Annotated in this window: 10 protein-coding genes; 9 read left to right on the forward strand and 1 reads right to left on the reverse strand. The window is 47.2% G+C overall.

The genetic code is table 11. The features are described from left to right. Positions 1-34 precede the first annotated feature (34 nt). Entirely contained in the window at positions 35-1,474 is a 1,440-nt protein-coding gene (locus tag OXH39_10630) for a DUF1501 domain-containing protein (GenBank protein ID MCY3550901.1), read from the forward strand. Positions 1,475-1,512: 38 nt separating this feature from the next. Here the strand turns inward: OXH39_10630 and OXH39_10635 are convergent, their stop codons facing one another. Then, positions 1,513-2,745 carry a transposase gene (locus tag OXH39_10635; protein MCY3550902.1) on the reverse strand — a complete coding sequence of 411 codons (1,233 nt, stop codon included), beginning with the start codon at positions 2,743-2,745 and terminating at the stop codon, positions 1,513-1,515. Between the two features lie 286 nt (positions 2,746-3,031). Here OXH39_10635 and OXH39_10640 point away from each other — a divergent pair, with 286 nt between their 5' ends. The 8 genes from OXH39_10640 (at position 3,032) to OXH39_10675 (ending at position 18,628) form a co-directional block, all read left to right on the forward strand. Then, positions 3,032-4,339: a serine hydrolase gene (locus OXH39_10640; GenBank protein MCY3550903.1), complete on the forward strand. Its 1,308-nt coding sequence runs from the start codon at positions 3,032-3,034 to the stop codon at positions 4,337-4,339. A gap of 176 nt (positions 4,340-4,515) precedes the next feature. Further along, the gene (locus OXH39_10645; protein ID MCY3550904.1) at positions 4,516-5,547 is read left to right on the forward strand and encodes a zinc-binding alcohol dehydrogenase; all 1,032 of its coding nucleotides are present in this window, start codon (positions 4,516-4,518) and stop codon (positions 5,545-5,547) included. A gap of 79 nt (positions 5,548-5,626) precedes the next feature. After that, entirely contained in the window at positions 5,627-6,571 is a 945-nt protein-coding gene (locus OXH39_10650; GenBank protein MCY3550905.1) for a hypothetical protein, read from the forward strand. A 391-nt stretch (positions 6,572-6,962) separates the two neighbouring features. Next, entirely contained in the window at positions 6,963-9,788 is a 2,826-nt protein-coding gene (locus OXH39_10655) for a sigma-70 family RNA polymerase sigma factor (protein ID MCY3550906.1), read from the forward strand. Then, positions 9,785-11,683, forward strand: a complete 1,899-nt coding sequence (locus OXH39_10660; protein ID MCY3550907.1) for a WD40 repeat domain-containing protein — start codon at positions 9,785-9,787, stop codon at positions 11,681-11,683. The genes OXH39_10655 and OXH39_10660 overlap by 4 nt, the downstream gene beginning before the upstream one ends. 88 nt (positions 11,684-11,771) lie before the next feature. Further along, a complete protein-coding gene (locus OXH39_10665; GenBank protein MCY3550908.1) occupies positions 11,772-13,853 on the forward strand; it encodes a hypothetical protein in 2,082 nt (693 codons plus the stop codon). Between the two features lie 461 nt (positions 13,854-14,314). Next, positions 14,315-16,225, forward strand: a complete 1,911-nt coding sequence (locus OXH39_10670) for an ATP-binding protein (protein MCY3550909.1) — start codon at positions 14,315-14,317, stop codon at positions 16,223-16,225. Positions 16,226-16,330: 105 nt separating this feature from the next. Further along, positions 16,331-18,628 carry a sigma-70 family RNA polymerase sigma factor gene (locus OXH39_10675; GenBank protein MCY3550910.1) on the forward strand — a complete coding sequence of 766 codons (2,298 nt, stop codon included), beginning with the start codon at positions 16,331-16,333 and terminating at the stop codon, positions 18,626-18,628. Positions 18,629-18,648 lie beyond the last annotated feature (20 nt).

Below are 18,648 nucleotides of genomic sequence, written 5' to 3' on the forward strand. Positions count from 1 at the left end.
ACCTGCTATCTTCTGCAAATAGGAGGAATCAGATATGGCTATGGATATTCATGAAGAAACCAACTTACGCCTTACGAGGCGGACATTTCTGGGAAAAACGGTGCGGAGTGTTGGATCGCTCGCGCTTGCATCTTTACTGACACCATCACTTGTTAATGCTGCACCGGAGATTGAGCGGTGGCCAGGTATTGTTACCACACCACATGTACCACCGAAAGCAAAAACTATTATCCACCTCTGTATGGCAGGCGGTCCGTCACATCTGGAGACTTTGGATTACAAACCGAAACTCGCAGAACTCCATGGGCAACCGATGCCAAAGTCTTTCACTGAAGGGCAGCCGATTGCACAGCTCCAAGGACAAGCGGATTCACTCAAGTGCTTAGGTCCAACACATGAATTCAAAAAATATGGGCAATCGGGGCAGGAGATGAGTACGGCGTTTCCACATATTGGAAGCCTCGCTGATGATATTTGCATCGTTCGCTCCCTGAAAACCGAGCAGATTAACCACGATCCAGCACACACCTTTATGAACACTGGCACTGCAATTGCGGGAAGACCGAGTATGGGTTCGTGGTTGCTCTACGGACTTGGCAGTGAGAACGAAAACCTACCCGGCTATGTTGTTCTCACCTCTTCTGGTGGTGGTCAAGATCAACCGATTGCAACCCGGCAGTGGCATAGCGGATTTCTGCCTGGTCAGTTTCAAGGTGTCCAGTTCCATTCAACTGGCGATCCCGTTCATTATGTCACCAATCCCGGTGGTGTGAACACAGAACAACAGCGAGACGTTGTGGATGCCGTGCAATCGTTGAACAGTATGCTCGACGAGACTGTGGACGATCCGGCAATCTCGACGCGTATCAGTCAATACGAGATGGCGTTCCGCATGCAGACGAGTGTCCCGGAGTTGACCGACATCTCTAAAGAGCCACAGCACGTTCTGGATGCGTACGGCGCGAAGCCGGGTGATGGTTCCTACGCCTCAAACTGCCTGCTCGCACGACGCTTAGCCGAACGTGGCGTGCGATTTATCCAACTCTACCACCGTGGTTGGGACCATCACGGCGGCATTGAGAACGCTATTAAGACAACCTCTGGCTATGTTGATAAGGCAACCGCTGCGCTCGTCAACGATCTGAAACAGCGTGGCATGTTAGACGAAACCTTGGTGATCTGGGGTGGTGAGTTTGGTCGGACACCAATGGCACAAGGCACCGGACGCGACCATCACATCAAAGGATTTTCGATGTGGATGGCGGGTGGTGGCATCAAAGGTGGTGTTAGTTACGGAAACACTGATGAGTTGGGATATAATGCCGTTGAAAATATCGTGCATGTCCACGACTTCCATGCCACGATGCTGCACCTCTTCGGGATTAACCATGAGAAACTCGTCTATCGCTTCCAAGGCAGAGACTTCCGCCTCACCGATGTCCATGGGCATGTCGTCCGTGACATTTTGGCTTAAAATTGACATACTCTCCCTGCTAAAGCATGGGAGATTCTCTAAAGAGAATCCGTTTGCTTTGCAGTGGGATTGTGGGGTATAGACTTCGGATGAAGTCTGCGAGGGTTACTTGCGAGCGCAAGTCTGACACCTTCTAACCCAAAGGTTGATGTCCCAACCTTAAGAATGTTGACCGCGGCGTTCACGTCGCGATGGTGATTCGTTTTACACCCTTGACACCGCCAGTAACGCACTGACAAGTCCATGAACATTTGAGGCTGTCCGCAGGTGCTACACGTTTTTGACGTGGGTTCAAACCGATCAATATAGCAAAGTTGCTTCCCATGTTTTTTGGCTTGGTGCTGCAACTTCTGATGGAACCCATACGGCGCAATATCAGAGACTTTACGTCCCCAGAGACGTTTCATTCCTTCAAAGCAAAGCGTCTCAAAACAGAGTATATCGTGCTGATGCACTAAAGACTTGGCGAGTTTCCAATGATGGTCCTCGCGCTGCCGTCTGATTTTTCGGTGAACACGGGCAGTGTTTAAACGCTCTCGCTCTCTGTTATGACTACCTTTGACTTTGCTTGAATGCCTTTGTTGGGCAGATTTCAAATCAGCGTGTGAGGTGCTATAGAAGTGAGGGGATTCTCGTTGTGTGCCATCGGAACAGGTGAACAGCGTTTTGATACCGAAGTCATACCCTGCAGCTTTACCCGTCTTAGGTGTAGATTCGGTTGCGATGTGGTCTGTTACAACAGACATATAGAAATCACCAAGGCCATCTTCTTTGACGGCAACGGTCTTAATATTTCCGAGTATCGGACGACTGAGATTAAAACGATAGTGGCGTTTCATGATACGCACTTTGTCACCATAGATACCAAATCCAAGATCGCCTTCTTCGGGGTCGGCAAACTCAAATCCTGATGGACCCATCGTGAAGGAATATGGATTTCTCCAAGAACGGAACTTCGGCGGACGTTTGGCTATCTTCTTAAAGAATCGCTGGTATCCGTCATCAAGCCGTTTGAGTACCCGGCGGGCAGCCCAAGAATCTAACTCACGCCAATGGGAAAATATCTCAGGGTGTGATTTACGCAGGCTGGTGAACTCTCGCGACATCTCATAGAAAGACATATACGGCAATCCGAGAGAATATCGCGTGCGTTGCCACCCGAGAAAGTAGTTAAATATATCATGTGCAATCCACACTAAGCGTTTTAAGTTGCGATTGCGGGGGGCACGAAAGAGTTTAAAAGTAAAAGCAAACATGGTATCAAGTATCAAGATTTTAACCCCCGTCTAAGTGGGTAGGCAGACACATTGTCAAGCGACAATGCTTAGACTGTCTGCCGACTTGATACTTATATTCTACCATCTTTCGGACCGAAGGTCAAATCTTTTTCAGGCGTTTGGTCCTTTCCAAGAAGGCGGATTTTCATCACCCTACTAAAGCATGGGTGCTTTCAATCCGAAGGGTTTGGTAATTCGAGTTGCTACCTAACGGTTTCTATACGTTTGAACGCACCAATTATACTGTAGGGGTAGGTCTCGTGCCTACCCTTGTGGGTTTATGAGAAAAAGTGAGGTTGCAAAGTTGAGAAAAACTGACAGGATTTTAGTATACATCTCGTTCTTGTTGATTCTGACGGTATCTGCCTTCAGTCATGAGTTCCCAATGGTGGAACCCGAAGCAGTTGGGCTTTCTACCGAAAGGCTCTCAAGAATTGATAAAGTAATGGAAACGCACATCGCTCAACAGAAAATCGCTGGCGGTGTTATACTGATTGAGAGGTACGGAAAGATCGCGTATCTCGGGGCTCACGGTATGATGGATGTAGAGGCAGAAAAGCCGATGATGCCCGACACCATTTTCCGTATTGCGTCAATGACCAAGCAGATTACGAGTGTCGCTGTAATGATGCTTTATGAAGAAGGGCATTTTCGGTTACATGAGCCAGTCTCAAATTTCATTCCGGCTTTCAAGGAGATGCTTGTGCTGCCACCGGAAGATGCTGAAGATGCGGCAGTACCTGTACCGGCAACACGGCAGATTACCATCTGGAACCTGCTCACCCACACGTCTGGTCTAACGTATCACTGGAACGAGCGACTCGGTCCGAAATACAACGATGCGGGTATCACCCACGGGCTTTTGCAGGATGAAAGCACGCTTGAAGAGAAGATGAAAGTGTTGGCGACGATCCCATTGTTGCATCAACCGAATGATAGAGTTGAGTACGGTCTCTCAATAGATGTACTCGGTTACCTCGTCGAGGTCGTATCGGGGATGCCGCTTGATCAGTTTTTCTCTGAGCGTATTTTCAAACCGCTCGGTATGACAGACACACACTTTTTTATTCCGGAAGCGAAACGTGAACGGATCGCAACGGTGTACGAACGAACCGGAGACGGTCCAATAATGCGAAAATCCCAAGAACCGACAGTGAACGGTTCGGTGATCTACTCAACCGACTATCCGTACAATGGACCGCGAACCTATTTCTCTGGCGGTGCTGGGTTAGTCTCTACTGCCACTGATTATGCCCGTTTTGCACAGATGATGCTCAACGACGGAGAACTTGACGGTGTCCGATTGTTGAGCCGAAAAACCGTTGAATTCATGACTACGGATCAGCTTACCAGAATGGATGTCAATTACGGATTTGGTCTCGGTTTTAGTATTGTTCGCGACGAGTCAGATCTCTGGGATATCGGATCAGTCGGAACGTATAGCGGCGGTGGTTTCTTCTTTACCAGTTTCTTCATTGACCCTCAAGAACAGATGATTGGTATCTTCATGGGCCAATTGCATCCCACCGGCGGTTTGGATCTCGGAGGGAGGATTCGCACCCTCTGCTACCAAGCAATCACCGATTAAAATTGAACCTCTAACGGAACTCACGTAAAATCTATTCGTTGCTCATGGAATTGGAAGACAGGAAGATTGGAAGTGTAGACGGATGTTTCACCATCCTTCCGTCCTTCAGTCCGTTGAATATGCGTCCGTTCTGTTCCAATTTGACAGCAAATAACATAGGAAGGAGATAAAACAGTATGCTAAGAGAACTCATTGCACCGGCACAAGAACAGGTCGCTTTCCGAGAATATGAAAGCCAACCCTTGCAAGCGAATGAAATTCGTGTCAAGAGCCAGTTTGGTGCAGCCAAGCACGGTTCAGAGATGGCATCGTATAAGGGGTATGCGGGTCCACGCGGTGGCTACGATGGCGAATATAAAATCTTTCGCGCAAACACTTCTGGAATGGTGCACTACCCTTCAGGACTTGGGAACATGTGTGTTGGCGAGGTAACTGAGATTGGCGCGGACGTTACCGATGTTGAGGTTGGAGAGCGGGTTTTTCGGCACAGCTCTTTCCGCGAGGAACATGTTTGGAACGCAGCAGGTACCCGGAAACTGCCCGATGGTGTGCCTTGGCAGGCAGCGGTCTGTCTGGATCCAACGGATTTTGCCCTGGGCGCAGTGCGCGACGGTCATATCCGCATCGGTGATGCCGTGGCTGTCTTTGGAATGGGTGGCATCGGACTGATGGCACTGCAGCTTGCGAAGTTGGCGGGTGCCTACCCTGTAATTGGTGTTGATCCGCTTGAACTACGCCGCAATGTTGCCCTCGAATGCGGTGCTGATATGGTCATTGACCCTACAACAGATGATGCCGGTTTGGAGATTAAAAAAGCTACCAATAAACGTGGTGCTGACGTTTGTATTGAATATAGCGGTCATCATACGGCACTGCAAGACGCTATTCGCGGTGTGACGTATTTAGGGACGGTTGTCGCTGGGGCATGGCCCGGTATCTACCCCGCAGGATTAGATCTCGGTGCCGAAGCGCATTTCAATCGACCGACGATTGTGTTCTCACGTGCCTGTAGCGAACCGAATCCGGAATATCCGAATTGGAATGAAGGCAGACTCTTTGAGATCAGTTGGCGGCTGCTTTGCGATGGTAGCCTGAAATCTGAACCGGTTATACATCCTGTTGTCGATTTTGACGATCTATTGGACGAGTACCCGAAGATCGCAACTGCCCCGGGTGAGAATGTGAAGTTAGGCGTTCGATTCGCATAAGCCCAATTTTCAAAGTTTCGTCCGTTGAATTTTAGGGTTATCAAGTTACCCGCCACTCACCTTGGAAGAGAGGGAAACCATGACTGCTGGAATTATGCTGGTTTTAATGAGCATCGCATCAGCCCAAATTGTTAGCGACGACGTAATGGAAAGCATTGAAGTAACGCCAAGAATCGAAATCGTAGAGATACCGAGTGAATTTTCTGCTTTCGGGCAAGTGGGTTGTGACAAATACGCCAACGTTTTCGGTGTTCACATCTTCGCAAGCCAAACGACTCCTGAAGATAAACTCTCCCACGCCGCAGGCGTTTTGGCACAATATCTTGATAACGATGAAGACGGTGTTCCTGACAACACGCTGGTTCTTAGTCATCTGGTGAGCCGAAACGTCTTCATCATTATGCCCGGCACAGAGGCGGAGATGGAGTGGTTGGAAATGGAGCTTGTAGAAGACGCGGGTTATCATTTTGGTCAAGGCTTGTATGGCGAGGAAACCAAACCGGATTTCCTTATTGATGGCAAAATCAATGCCCCCGATGGTCATTACTACGACGGCGCATTAGAGGAAATTCTACATCCCATTACACAACATGGTTATGCCAACGCTTACCCGGAGGTGTTCGGGGAGGTACGGGGGTCCACCTTAGCGCAGTGCATGGATGCCGCCCGTGGCGGATACTTTGAGCGAGTACCGAAAGGTGGACCCAAGAGCGGGTATCCAGAAGAAGCTTGGTATCACTATACGGATGAAACCTGTGACTATAGTTGCATGGTTACGGAGTATATCTATTGGGCTTTGACATCGATATTGGGGACGCAAAACTTTCCAGGGCGGCGCGAGGCACTCGATGTCGAATGGGAATTGAATACCAGAGAACGGGTTAGAACCGGAGATGCTGCAGTATACAAACTTCTGACAGACCCTCAATACAAATTCCCAACCAAAGCACCAGATGGAAACTACAAACCATCCGCATTTCCTGTTACAGTTGTTCCTATTATCGCTATCAAAGATGAAGATTAATAGGGGTAATAGTACTTTATAAACGGCGAAACTTGGAAATAGCCTGTCTCTCGGTAGGCGAGTTTTCCCAGTCTCGCCGATTTTTGGCATAATATCTCCTTTAAAAACCACTTAAAATCTGTACCATCAGCAATTCAGAAATTACCGCTTATATTCTCCTTTTTTTGCGATTTATGACAATCATGCAACCTGTCTATCGTAAAATCGCGTCACCATCTTATAGTAAAGCCCGAAAATACGTTAACATTTTAGGCAACAATAGACCCTTCATCTTCGCTGGTGGGGTGTTTTGCTTGGATGTTTCCGCGTATTTCCCGTAGGAACCTCGCCTTCTGCAAGTGTGTAGTTGATTGTGGCTTTGCATGTCTAAATTGATTGTGGGAGGTCTCTGATGGAAAGAGACGATGTTGAATTGATTAACAGTATATTAGCAGGTGATGAAGCTGCGTTCAGCACGTTAGTTAAAAAATACCAAAAAAGCGTTCATGCGCTCGCGTGGCGGAAAATCGGAGATTTCCATATCGCTGAAGAGATTACCCAAGACGTTTTCCTACAGGCACATAAAAAACTTGCCTCGCTAAAAAATCCGAGTCAGTTTGCCGGGTGGCTCTATGTGATCGCAGACCGGCTTTGCAAAGCATGGTTCCGAAAGAAGCAACTGAAGAAACGGTTAGATATGCAATCGCTGGAAGCGACCAGCGAAGAAACATTGGAAAAGACTGATTATGCCCACTACACTGCTGAGCAGCGTGAAAAAGAAGCCGTTGAGCATCAACGTCAGATCGTGCAAAGACTCATGGAGAAACTCCCTGAGAGTGAACGCACGGTGATGGTGCTTTACTATCTCGGAGAAATGAGTTGTGAAGAAATTGGTAGATTTTTGGGCGTGTCCCCGAACACGGTTAAAAGTCGACTACGACGGGCTCGAGAGAGTTTAAAGAATCAAGAGCATATAATTAGTGAAACCCTCAGTGGTATCCAACTCCCCGCTAACTTAACTGAGAACATCATGGAGCAGATTGCCAAACTGAAAGAAGTATCCCCTCAGGGTGGCAACCGGCTACCGTGGACAACTTTCGCTTCATCGGCTGTTTTGGCATTTTTGCTGATAGGGGCGGGCACTCAATTACTCATGCGTTTTCAGCAGCCGTATAGTCTTGAGGCGAAATCGGAAACCGTTATTGAAATTGTTGACGCACCTATTGTTCTTGATATTCAATCAAAATCTGATTTGCAAAACCGAATAGGTAACCACACAATCCCAGGCAAAAATAGCAACGATGGTCTATCAACAGGAACGAAAACAATGGAAAACACCTTAACACAAGATACAACACAATGGAATCTACCGGAAGATGCCAAAGCGCGGTTCGGGAAAGGTTATCCTTTTGACTTTGAATATTCACTGGACGGTACGAAGCTCGCTGTCGGGAGTACCATAGGCATCTGGATCTACGACGCACGGACGGGTGAAGAACTCGATATGCTAACAGGGCATACATATTACGTCAACCGTGCCGTTTTTAGTCCTGATGGCAAGACATTTGCGAGTATGAGCAGGTGGAACGACGAGGTCATTCGTTTATGGAGTGGTGCTACCGGTGAACTTAAGTCGACACTCATAGGACATACCGCTATTGTTTTCAGCCCTGATAGCAAAACGCTTGCAAGCGCGAGTGATAACCATACCGTCCGTTTATGGGATGGTGCCACCGGCGATCTGAAAGCAACGCTCACAGGGCATACGGGTAATGTTAAAGTGTTAGCGTTCAGTCCCGATGGTCATAGGCTTGCAAGTGGTGGAACCGACGAGGTCATCCGCCTTTGGCATGTCGCTGCAGGTGAACTCCTACTAACGTTTGCAGCACACGCGAATTCTGTTGATGCCTTGATATATTCTCCAAATGGGGAACAAATTGCCAGCCAAGGTGGAGACGGCAACGTTTGTCTCTGGAACGCTCAGACGGGTGAATTTCTGCATCTCCTCAGTGATCATACAAAAGAGGTTGCTTCTATGGACTTTTCAAAAGATAATGAAACGCTTGCGACTGCACATTACGATGGAACGATCCAATTGTGGAACACACACACTGGAGAGCATCTGAAAACCATCAATGCGGGTACAGAACTGTATAGCGTGTCCTACTCCCCGGATGGCAGCACTTATGTCTGTAATGACGATGACGGCAAAATCCTACTCTATGATGCTAACACCGACGAACTTTTACACGCCTTCAAATTGCCCAGCGGAAGTGTGGGTGACATGAAGTATTCTCGCGATGGGCAGATACTCGTGGGTTCCGATCAATTTGGGCTGCATTTTTGGGATACCGACACCGGAGAGTTGTTGCAAACGATCACTGGCTACTCGGAGGTCATCGATTCCGTGGTCTACTCGCCAGATGGACACACATTGGTGAGTTTAGCCGGGGTCCTCCGTTTTTGGGATGTTGAAACCGAAAAACTCGTACAAACCCTCGTGCCTGAAAGCTCAGTCGCTTCAATTGCGTATTCTCCCGACGGACAAACGCTTGCGTGCGGAACCCGCGATAACACGATCCTGTTATGGAATGTCAGCAGATGGAAACAGGTAACAACGCTTGAAGGGCATGCGGAGGGCATTTCATCGGTCGTCTTCAGTCCGGATGGACAGATACTCGCGAGTGGGAGCTGGGACCATACAATCCGCTTGTGGAATCCACACACTGGAGAGCCCTTAAAAACCCTTACCGGGCATTCGTCCAGTATTAAAACTGTGGCCTTCTCTCGAAATGGAGGGACACTTGCAAGTGGTGGTGATAATGGAACAATCCGTTTTTGGAACATAGATACGGGTGAACTCCTAAACACTATTGAAACGGAGGCAGATACAATTGATTCTGTGGTGTACTCGCCGGATGGAAAAACGCTGGCCAGTACAGGCAACAATGGCGATCACGGTATTCGTTTCTGGGATGTGGATACCGGTGAACTCCTAAAAACCGTCACCGTAGAAAAGGGCGCGTACTCCGTCGTATATTCCCCAGATGGTCGTACATTTGCCAGCGGTGGTTCAGGTGAGGTCTCTGTATGGGACGTTGCTACTGGCGAACGTTTGAAAACCTTTACTGGGCATATAGCAGACCCTGTGTATTCTGTAGCCTATTCACCAAATGGACGTACCCTCGCCAGCGGGTGCCGAGATAGCACTATAATTCTGTGGGATTTAACACAATGAAAATTCTGAACCTATTATTGATAATTTTACCGCTAATTTCAGGCATCTGTTTATCATCAAATGCCTTTGCGCAGGCGAATGCCCTGTGGGGTTTACCCACCCGTGCTAAAAATCGTATTGGGAAAGGTAGGGTAAATGAGATAAAGTATTTTCCGGACGGTACAAAACTCGCCGTTGCAAGCACTATAGGCATCTGGATCTACGATGTGCAAACCGGTGAACCGCTCGACCTGCTCACGGGGCATACGGGGCCTGTCAATTCGATAGCGTTTAGTCCTGATGGCACAATGTTTGCGACTGCAAGTGATGATAACACCGCTTGGTTGTGGGATACGAATACAGGTGAACACAAAGTAAGTGTCGTAGGGCATACGGATGATGTCAATGCAGTATCCTTCTCTCCAGATGGTCGGCTCCTTGCCACTGGGAGTGATGACAATACTGTGGGTCTCTGGGATCTCAACACGGGAGAATGGAAAGCAAGGCTTGAGGGACATACGGAGCATGTTTACTCGGTAGCGTTTTCTCCCGACGGAGCAGTTCTTGCAAGTAGTGCAGCGTGGGGAGATAGCGGCATCCGGTTTTGGGATCCGCGCACGGCAAAATCTCTCAACATCTCTATTGAGGATACGGATTGGGTAGAACGCATTGTGTACGCACCTGATGGGAGTCTGCTTGTCAGCGGGGATACTGATCACACCATCCGTTTTTGGGATATCGGCACCGGCGAACTTTTGAGAGCGTGTAAAACAGATGGCGAAATCAACGCTGTAGTGTTTGCCCCAGACGGGCGGACACTCGCCAGCGCGAGTCGTAACGATCTTGTCAGTTTTTGGGATGTTGCCACTGGGGCACTCCTGAAGACGCTTGAGCATGATGCTCCGGTCATCTCTGTGGCGTATTCGCCGGATGGAAAGACAGTCGCCAGTGCAAGCGAAGATGGTAAGATTCAGTTTTGGGATATTGCAACCAGTAAATCCTTAAAAACCGTTACAGGGCACGTGCTCCACGTCTTTTCTCTCGCATATTCCCCGGATGGTAACACGCTTGTGAGTGGGAACGTGTCTAAAATCAACTTCTGGAATCTGGCAACCGGGGAACACCCGAAAACCATCAGAATTCTGCCGGAACATTTCCGTTCGGAAAACGTCCGTTCGGTAGCGTATTCATCCGATGGCAGTATAGTCGCGAGTGCTAATGCTAATAAAGCTCGCCTATGGGATGTGGAAACAGGACGGTTTCTCGGAACCTTTTCTGGACATAGGGAGCTGATTTCTTCCGTTGCCTTTTCACCTAACGGTAGGATGCTCGCAAGCGGTAGTCACGATAATACGATTCGCTTGTGGAAGCTCCGCACTGGTGAACTGTACCTCATCGGGGATTTGTTGCATACCCTCGCGGGGCATACGGAAGATGTCGCTTTTGTGGCGTTTTCACCCAACAGCAGGATGCTTGTGAGTGGTAGTCACGATAACACAATCCGTTTATGGGATGTCGCTACTGGAGAACTCTTAAAAACGCTTACCGGTCATACAGGAAAGGTCTACACTGTAGTATATTCACCCGACGGAAGGGTAATAGCGAGTGGGAGTTGGGATGGCACGGTCTGCTTGTGGGACAGTCAAACAGGCGAACTGTTGCAAACGCTCAGAGGACATACGCGGAATGTTGCATCTGTGGTCTTCTCACCTGATGGCGGCACACTCGCCGGTGGAAACGATGACACGATTCACCTTTGGGACGTGCAGACTGGAACACTCCTGCACTCGCTTACGGGACACACAGATGTGGTGGACAGTCTTGCGTATTCACGGGACGGTAAGTCGCTTGCGAGTGGAAGTCGTGACGGGACGATCCTTTTGTGGGAACTCGCAAAGTTGGTTGCTGATCCATAGATGGCACGCATTTGGCAAGTAGTGGTCTTGATGTTACTATCTTGGTATGGAACTTGAAACCGTATCTGTAGGATGCAAGGAAAATTTGATGGGAAACAAAACGTTGGTGCCTTCGGCACCCGTAGAGACAAACGAAAACGATGTAACAACACGGGCACTCCCAGAGGGTGCAATTGCTCGTTTAGGGCGCGGATGTGAACCTGACATCGCCTTTTCACCTGATGGACAGTATCTCGCTATCGGCAATTGGTTAGGACTCTGGTTGTATGACTTAGCAACACTGTCCCCTATTGCACTCTGGGAGACAGAACGCGGCATGGTGGGACGAATCGCCTTTTCACCTAACGGAAAATGGTTAGCCACCAGCAATTCAGACCAAATTTTAAAAGTATTGGATATCCAAAACAGTGCTTGCTTAACACAAATAGAGACGGATGATTATATCACCGGATTGACCTTTTCACCTAATAATCAATATATCGCAGCCGCCTATGCAGGTTCTTCCATCGTTGAAATCTGGCATCCAGAAACCCGCAAATCGCTTGCAAAATTTACTGCCAACACTGAAAAAGCAGGTTTTTTCCGTCCTATCGTCTTTTCAACGGATACTCAACTAATAGCATCTACGTGTAAAACTGACACGACTCAGAATGCAGATGCAATAGTAGTGTGGGATATGGAAAGTGGTCAACAAATCGCATCCCTCACAGCACACACCTATTGGATATCTACTCTCTGCTTCTCACCGTGTGGGGAGTTTCTCACTTCTGGTGGTGAAGATGGTACAGTGTACGTATGGGATGTTAGCACTTGGCAACAGGTACAGTCATATACCGATTTTGGTGACGTGTATCGTATCATTCCTTCCTATTCACCTGACGGAATCCTCCGCGCAGCAATTGTAAATTACGACGAGACCGGTCCCGCTACCATCTCTGTCCGTGACCTTGAAAGCGGAGAACAACTTTATAACGATCAAGTTTGGGGTAATACCGTACAATTTTCCGATGCAGATGATTGGGGAAACACTATAGAATTTTCAAATGGTTCGCAGCTTGCCTACGAATGCAGACACGAATTTATCAACGTTTGGACTCCTGAATACCCATATAAGCGACAGTTGACGCACTCACCTATTTCGTTTCCGACATCGGTGGTGTTTTCGGAAGATGGAAATACCTTAGCAGCTGAACATCATCACGAAGGTGTAATGTTATGGAATATTGCGAACCAGAGTTCGCAGCCCGCGATTCAAGATATGTCGGCAGGCAAAAATCAGTTTGTATATGCACTTGCCAACGAAAAGTTTCACGTTGCTACCATCAACAGAAATACCGTTTCGCTCTGGATAATTGATGATGACAGGAAACTGCTTGCCGACGGCATCAGGCATGAGTATAAAAGCCTTCGTCCTGTATTAACACCCACTGGTAATCGACTGGCTTGTGCATTTGATGATGGGACCTTGATAGTCTGGAACATGCTGCACGGGGAAAAATTCCGTGAGTTTAAACACCCTCTTCATGTAGATGAGGACGAAGACGATGAAGATAATCCCGATGAGATTGAACAGTTGAAGTTCAGTCCTGACGGACGTTTTCTCGCAAGTGAGTCGCGTTTCACACCTGTTCGGTTATGGGATTTAGAACAAGGAATAGAGGCACATACATTTCCAAGCGATATTCCGCGTCTTATAGACTTTTCTCCGTGTGGCAGCTATCTGGCTTGTCTTGGAGAATATGTCCAATTATGGGACATCACCTATAACAAAATGTTCAAAACATCGATAACAAACGATCAGGTGACAGACAAGTTCGCGTTCTCGCCGTGTGGACGATACTTTGCTGCGGGTATGGGTGAAATTATGCTGTGGGATATTGAATGCTGTAAACTGCACATGAAACTTCAATTGCCACAGGGGTGTCAGACATTATTTCCATTAGTATTTTCTCCGTGTGGGAAATATTTTGCAGCTGCGACATGGTGGCGAGAAGGCATGGAGAAAATGGTCATCTGTTTATGGGAAGTTGAAACCGGCAAACAGATTGTTATATTTAGAGGACATCCAACAGATGTTCAGGCACTTGCATTTTCCCCAGACAACACACTTTTAGCGAGCGCGAGTTATGACGGCTCTATCCTCCTATGGGATTTGACCCTTTATCTGTAATTTACTCACCTTTAAAAGTGTATACAAGTGAGGCGAAAACGCCGCGAATCATAAACCACCCTTGATTAAATTTCTTTTTTTCAAATTATGACAATCGTGCATCCTACCCACCCCAAAATCGCGTCACTCATAATTGTAAACCTAAACCCCTAAATACCGCCAACCTTACGGCGAACACCTCCAAAATACAATTACATTCCTTGTAGTGTGTTGCGGGTATATCGTCGTGCAATTTATCCCACTTTCTACACCATACTAAGCCCTGGACAATTTTTTATGAATTCGCATTGACAGATTGGGTTAAAAAGGAATAGCCAAGGTATCCTTCTAATTCAATTTTTTCCACACATATATCGCTTCACTGGGGCTGCGCTTTACGGCTATCAAAATGCCTACTGCTCTGTCCAGTCTAAAAGTAGGGGGTGTTCGGGGTTACACGATTCATTAAATCGTAGCAAAAAATGTTTTGGGATGAAATCAAAAAACACCATAATGCGGGTTCTGCCCACCAATTTCTGCTCCATTTTAATGTAAATGACCTGCTATACGACGATGTTTACAGCTATTTACCTACTGTGAACTATCTCATGGAGCAGCTCAATGTATTAGGCTGCCAATTCGTTCTCGGATATAATACATCGGACGGAATCCATTTCCCAAAAGTTAATCAATGGCAGGACACACAGAGAATGCTCAAGATTCTCCCAGCGTACAACAAAACCGGTGTTTTTCATTTCCAGAGTATAGCGACATGGCTTCAGACCCTTCAACGCTTCAGAGACGCGGAAGACGTTAACCTCACCGAACAGGATATAGACCCCGAACTTGTACGTCCAAGAATTAATGCCGATTTAGCATTTGACAAGGAACATGAAGACCCCTTCGTGATACTGGATCCCGCGCCTTCTGAGGAGTTACGGAAGAAGTTAAATAATCTCTTGCATCAAAGAAGGGCAAAAATCGGGTTGGTTATCAATTTTCTGGAGCAGCTTGCGCCAAACGATCCATCGTTGAGCAACGCCGCTGGAAATGAAACACAACTCTTGTTCAATCAGGTCCAAAATTGGGCATCCGATCTGGAAATCCGAAGAAGCGGACACATCATTCTTCTCCTTACTCACAACACGTTTGACATACACCCAAATTTCACCGTGAATCCAGAAATTCCTATGATAGAAATTCCATTCCCTGACCGTGCCGAACGTTTAAGGTTTATTGAACATCTGCATGACATCTCGGAGGGTTCGTCACAAATGCGTAAAACCCTCGGAGATAATCGCGAGAGGGAAGACTTAGCACAAGAAACGGTAGGATTGAACCTCTTCGGCATTCACGATGTTGTGCAACAGGCAGAATCGGCACAACAGAAAGCAGGCGGGGAACCGTTGTTCAGATACCGACGCGAGAGCATCAAGACCTTCAGCCACGGTGTTCTTGAACTCGGTGAAGCTCAGAGGGGACCTTCTGACGATAGTTGGTATGTAATGCGAATCATCAGGGATATTGCAGAGGGTATAAAAAATCGAGATCTGCGCCGTGTGCCGCGGGGCATGCTCTTTCTCGGTCCGCATGGGACCAGCAAGGTGTACGCTGCAAGGGTACTCGCTGGTGAGGCGAACATGGCTTTCCTCCGACTCCGCTACGCCAATCAGTTAGGTGAAGTAACAGTAAACATCAATGAAAGCGGAAACACCTATGAACGGAACTTGAATGCTGGTCTCAATTTTATCCGCGGTATTGCTCCCACGGTTGTTTTTATAGATGACATTGAGCAGGCATCGCCGTATACCACGATGAATCCAGAGGAACATGAGCGAATGTTTCCTCAGGCTCTTGTGAATGCTATGAATGATGTGTCGTTGCACGGTAGCGTGATATGGGTGGGCGGATCGCAGCGACCAGACTTAATGCCGTCAATTTTTCGACGGTACGGTATTTTCGATACTAAAGTGATCATGCTGCCACCTACAGGTAATGGTAGAGTAGAAATTTTAAGGATACTCTGTCAAGGCCAAACATCGGGGAATATCAACTTCCAAGCACTTGTCGGCGGTGCAGAAACAGACGGGTTGACTTGGCGAGATCTGCTCTTGATTGTCCAACGCGCAAATAATATAGCGAAACGCAACGGTCGCGATACCTTCACAGAAAACGAACTCCACCAAACACTGAACGACTTCATACCAGACTATTCACGGGAGATGCAAATCTTCATGGGACTCTTAGCATTACGGGAAGCTAACTCCCGTGTAATGGTTCCAGATGGGTTGTTGCCGGAATACCAAGAATTTGTAGATGGAAACCGAATTGATAAAACAGGCATTAATGAACGTTTGATGGAACTAAGTAAGCAACTCGGCTTGAGCGATTGATTTAAAACTCCAGATTTTTCTCAATTATGACAATCATGCATCCTACCCACCCCAAAATCGCGTCACTAACAATTATGGGACTAAATTGATTTTGGGAGGTCTCTGATGGAAAAAGATGATGTTGAACTCATCCAGAATATATTGGCTGGGGACGAGACTGCCTTTAGCATTTTGGTAAAAAAACACCAAAAAGGCGTTCACGCACTCGTATGGCGGAAAGTCAAGGATTTCCATATCGCTGAAGAAATCACTCAAGACACTTTCCTACAAGTACACAAAAAACTTGCCTCGCTGAAAAATCCGAGGCAGTTTCCCGGATGGCTCTACGTGATTGCCGACCGGCTTTGCAGAGCATGGTTCCGTAAGCAGCAACTGAAGAAACAATTGGACACGCAATCGCTGGAAGTCATCAGTGAAGAAACACTTGAAAAAACTGCTTATTCAAACTATGTCCGTGAACAGCGTGAAGATGCCTCAGTTGAGCATCAACGTGAAATCGTGCAAAAACTCATGGAAAAACTGCCGGAGAGCGAACGCACAGTAATGGTACTTTACTATCTCGGCGAAATGAACCGTGAAGAGATTAGTAAGTTTTTAGGCGTATCTCCCAATACGGTTAAAAGTCGATTGCAACGGGCGCGAAAGCGATTAAGAAACGAAGAACACATAATTCGTGAGACCCTCGATAGTGTTCTATTACATCCAAATCTAATTGAAAACATCATGCGGAACATTGATCCAGTAAAACAGCCATCCTCTTCAGCGGCTAAGCCGTTACTACCCTTAGCAGCGTTAGGTTCATCTGTTATTTTGGTCATCTTATTGATGGGCGCGAGCAATCAATTGATTACGAATTTCCAGCAGCCGTATAGTTTTAAGGCACAATCAGAAAGCACTATTGAAATTGTTGACGCACCTATTGTTCTTGATATTCAATCGAAGCCCGATTTGCGAAACCGAGTAGGCAACGATACAATCCCGGGTAAGAATAGCAACGATGGTCTATCAACAGGAAGGAAAACAATGGAAAACAACTTAACACAAGATACTGCACAATGGAACCTACCGGAAGATGCCAAAGCGCGGTTCGGTAAAGGGAAGATAACTGAGATACAGTATTCACCAGATGGAAAGTTTCTCGCTGTTGCGGGCGGGATTGGAATTTGGCTCTACGATACGACAACACATCAAGAGGTCAATTTGCTCACAGAGCATACGAGTGAAGTTGATTCCTTCGCATTCGGTCCGGATGGACATATCATTGCAAGCGGAAGTGTGGACGGTCCCATTACCCTGTGGGATAGGCGGACGGGTGCATTAATGACACTTACCGGACATACGGATTTAGTCTGGTGCGTGGTATTCAGTCCTGATGGAAAAACAATGGCAAGTGATAGTCGGGACGGCACTATTCGATTATGGGACGTAATTACAGGAGAACAGAAGTATACACTCACAAAGGATACGAAAAGTGCCAATATGTTATCCTTCACACCAGATGGCGAGACACTTGTGAGTGTGAGTTGGGAGAACCAAATTAGTCTATGGAATTCAAACACTGGTGAAGAAAAGAAAACATTCGCTATGCATCCGGCTTGCTCTACTGCAGGCGCAGCGTTCAGCCCTGATGGTAAAACGGTTGCTATTGGTGGTGATGACAATGGCAGCATCTACCTCTATGACGTAGAGATAGGCGAACTCAAGATGACACTCACCGGACATGGGGAGCATGTTGACAACTTAGCGTTTAGCCTTGATGGAAAAACAATCGCTACTTCATCACTTTATGATAAAACAATTCGCCTCTGGGATGCGGACACTGGCGAACATAGGCTAACCCTCACTGGACACACGCGATATGTTCGACACTTAGCGTTTAGTCCAGATGGAAAAACATTGGCGAGTGGAAGTGGTGATGGAACTATCCGCTTCTGGGATGCACGCACAGGCGACGAAAAACATACATTCACTGGACATTCGGAGAGTGTCTGTAGTGTAGCGTTCAACTTCAATGGTGACGTTATCGCAATTGGATATTACACAGGAATTATTCGTCTGTGGGATGCGGACACAAGGCACCCCATAAAAACACTCAATGGGACCAAAAATGGGTTTGATGATCTTGCTCGCAGTCTGGTGTTTAGTCCTGATGGAAAAACTCTTGTTTGTGGAAGTGACGACGGTATTCGCCTCTGGGATACGCACACAGGTGAACACAAGAAAACACTAGCTGAACATAGAGATGTTGTTGATACCGTAGCACTCAGTCCAGATGGAAATATACTTGCAAGCGGAAGTTGGGACAATACCATCCGCCTCTGGAATGCCCACACAGGCGAACAAAAGAAAACACTAACTGAACATAAGTCTAGTAGTCTGTCACATTTATATTGCTGGATATAATTTGTTGAGTTTGATGCGTG

Source organism: Candidatus Poribacteria bacterium (genome assembly GCA_026702755.1).
Classification (GTDB): domain Bacteria; phylum Poribacteria; class WGA-4E; order WGA-4E; family WGA-3G; genus WGA-3G.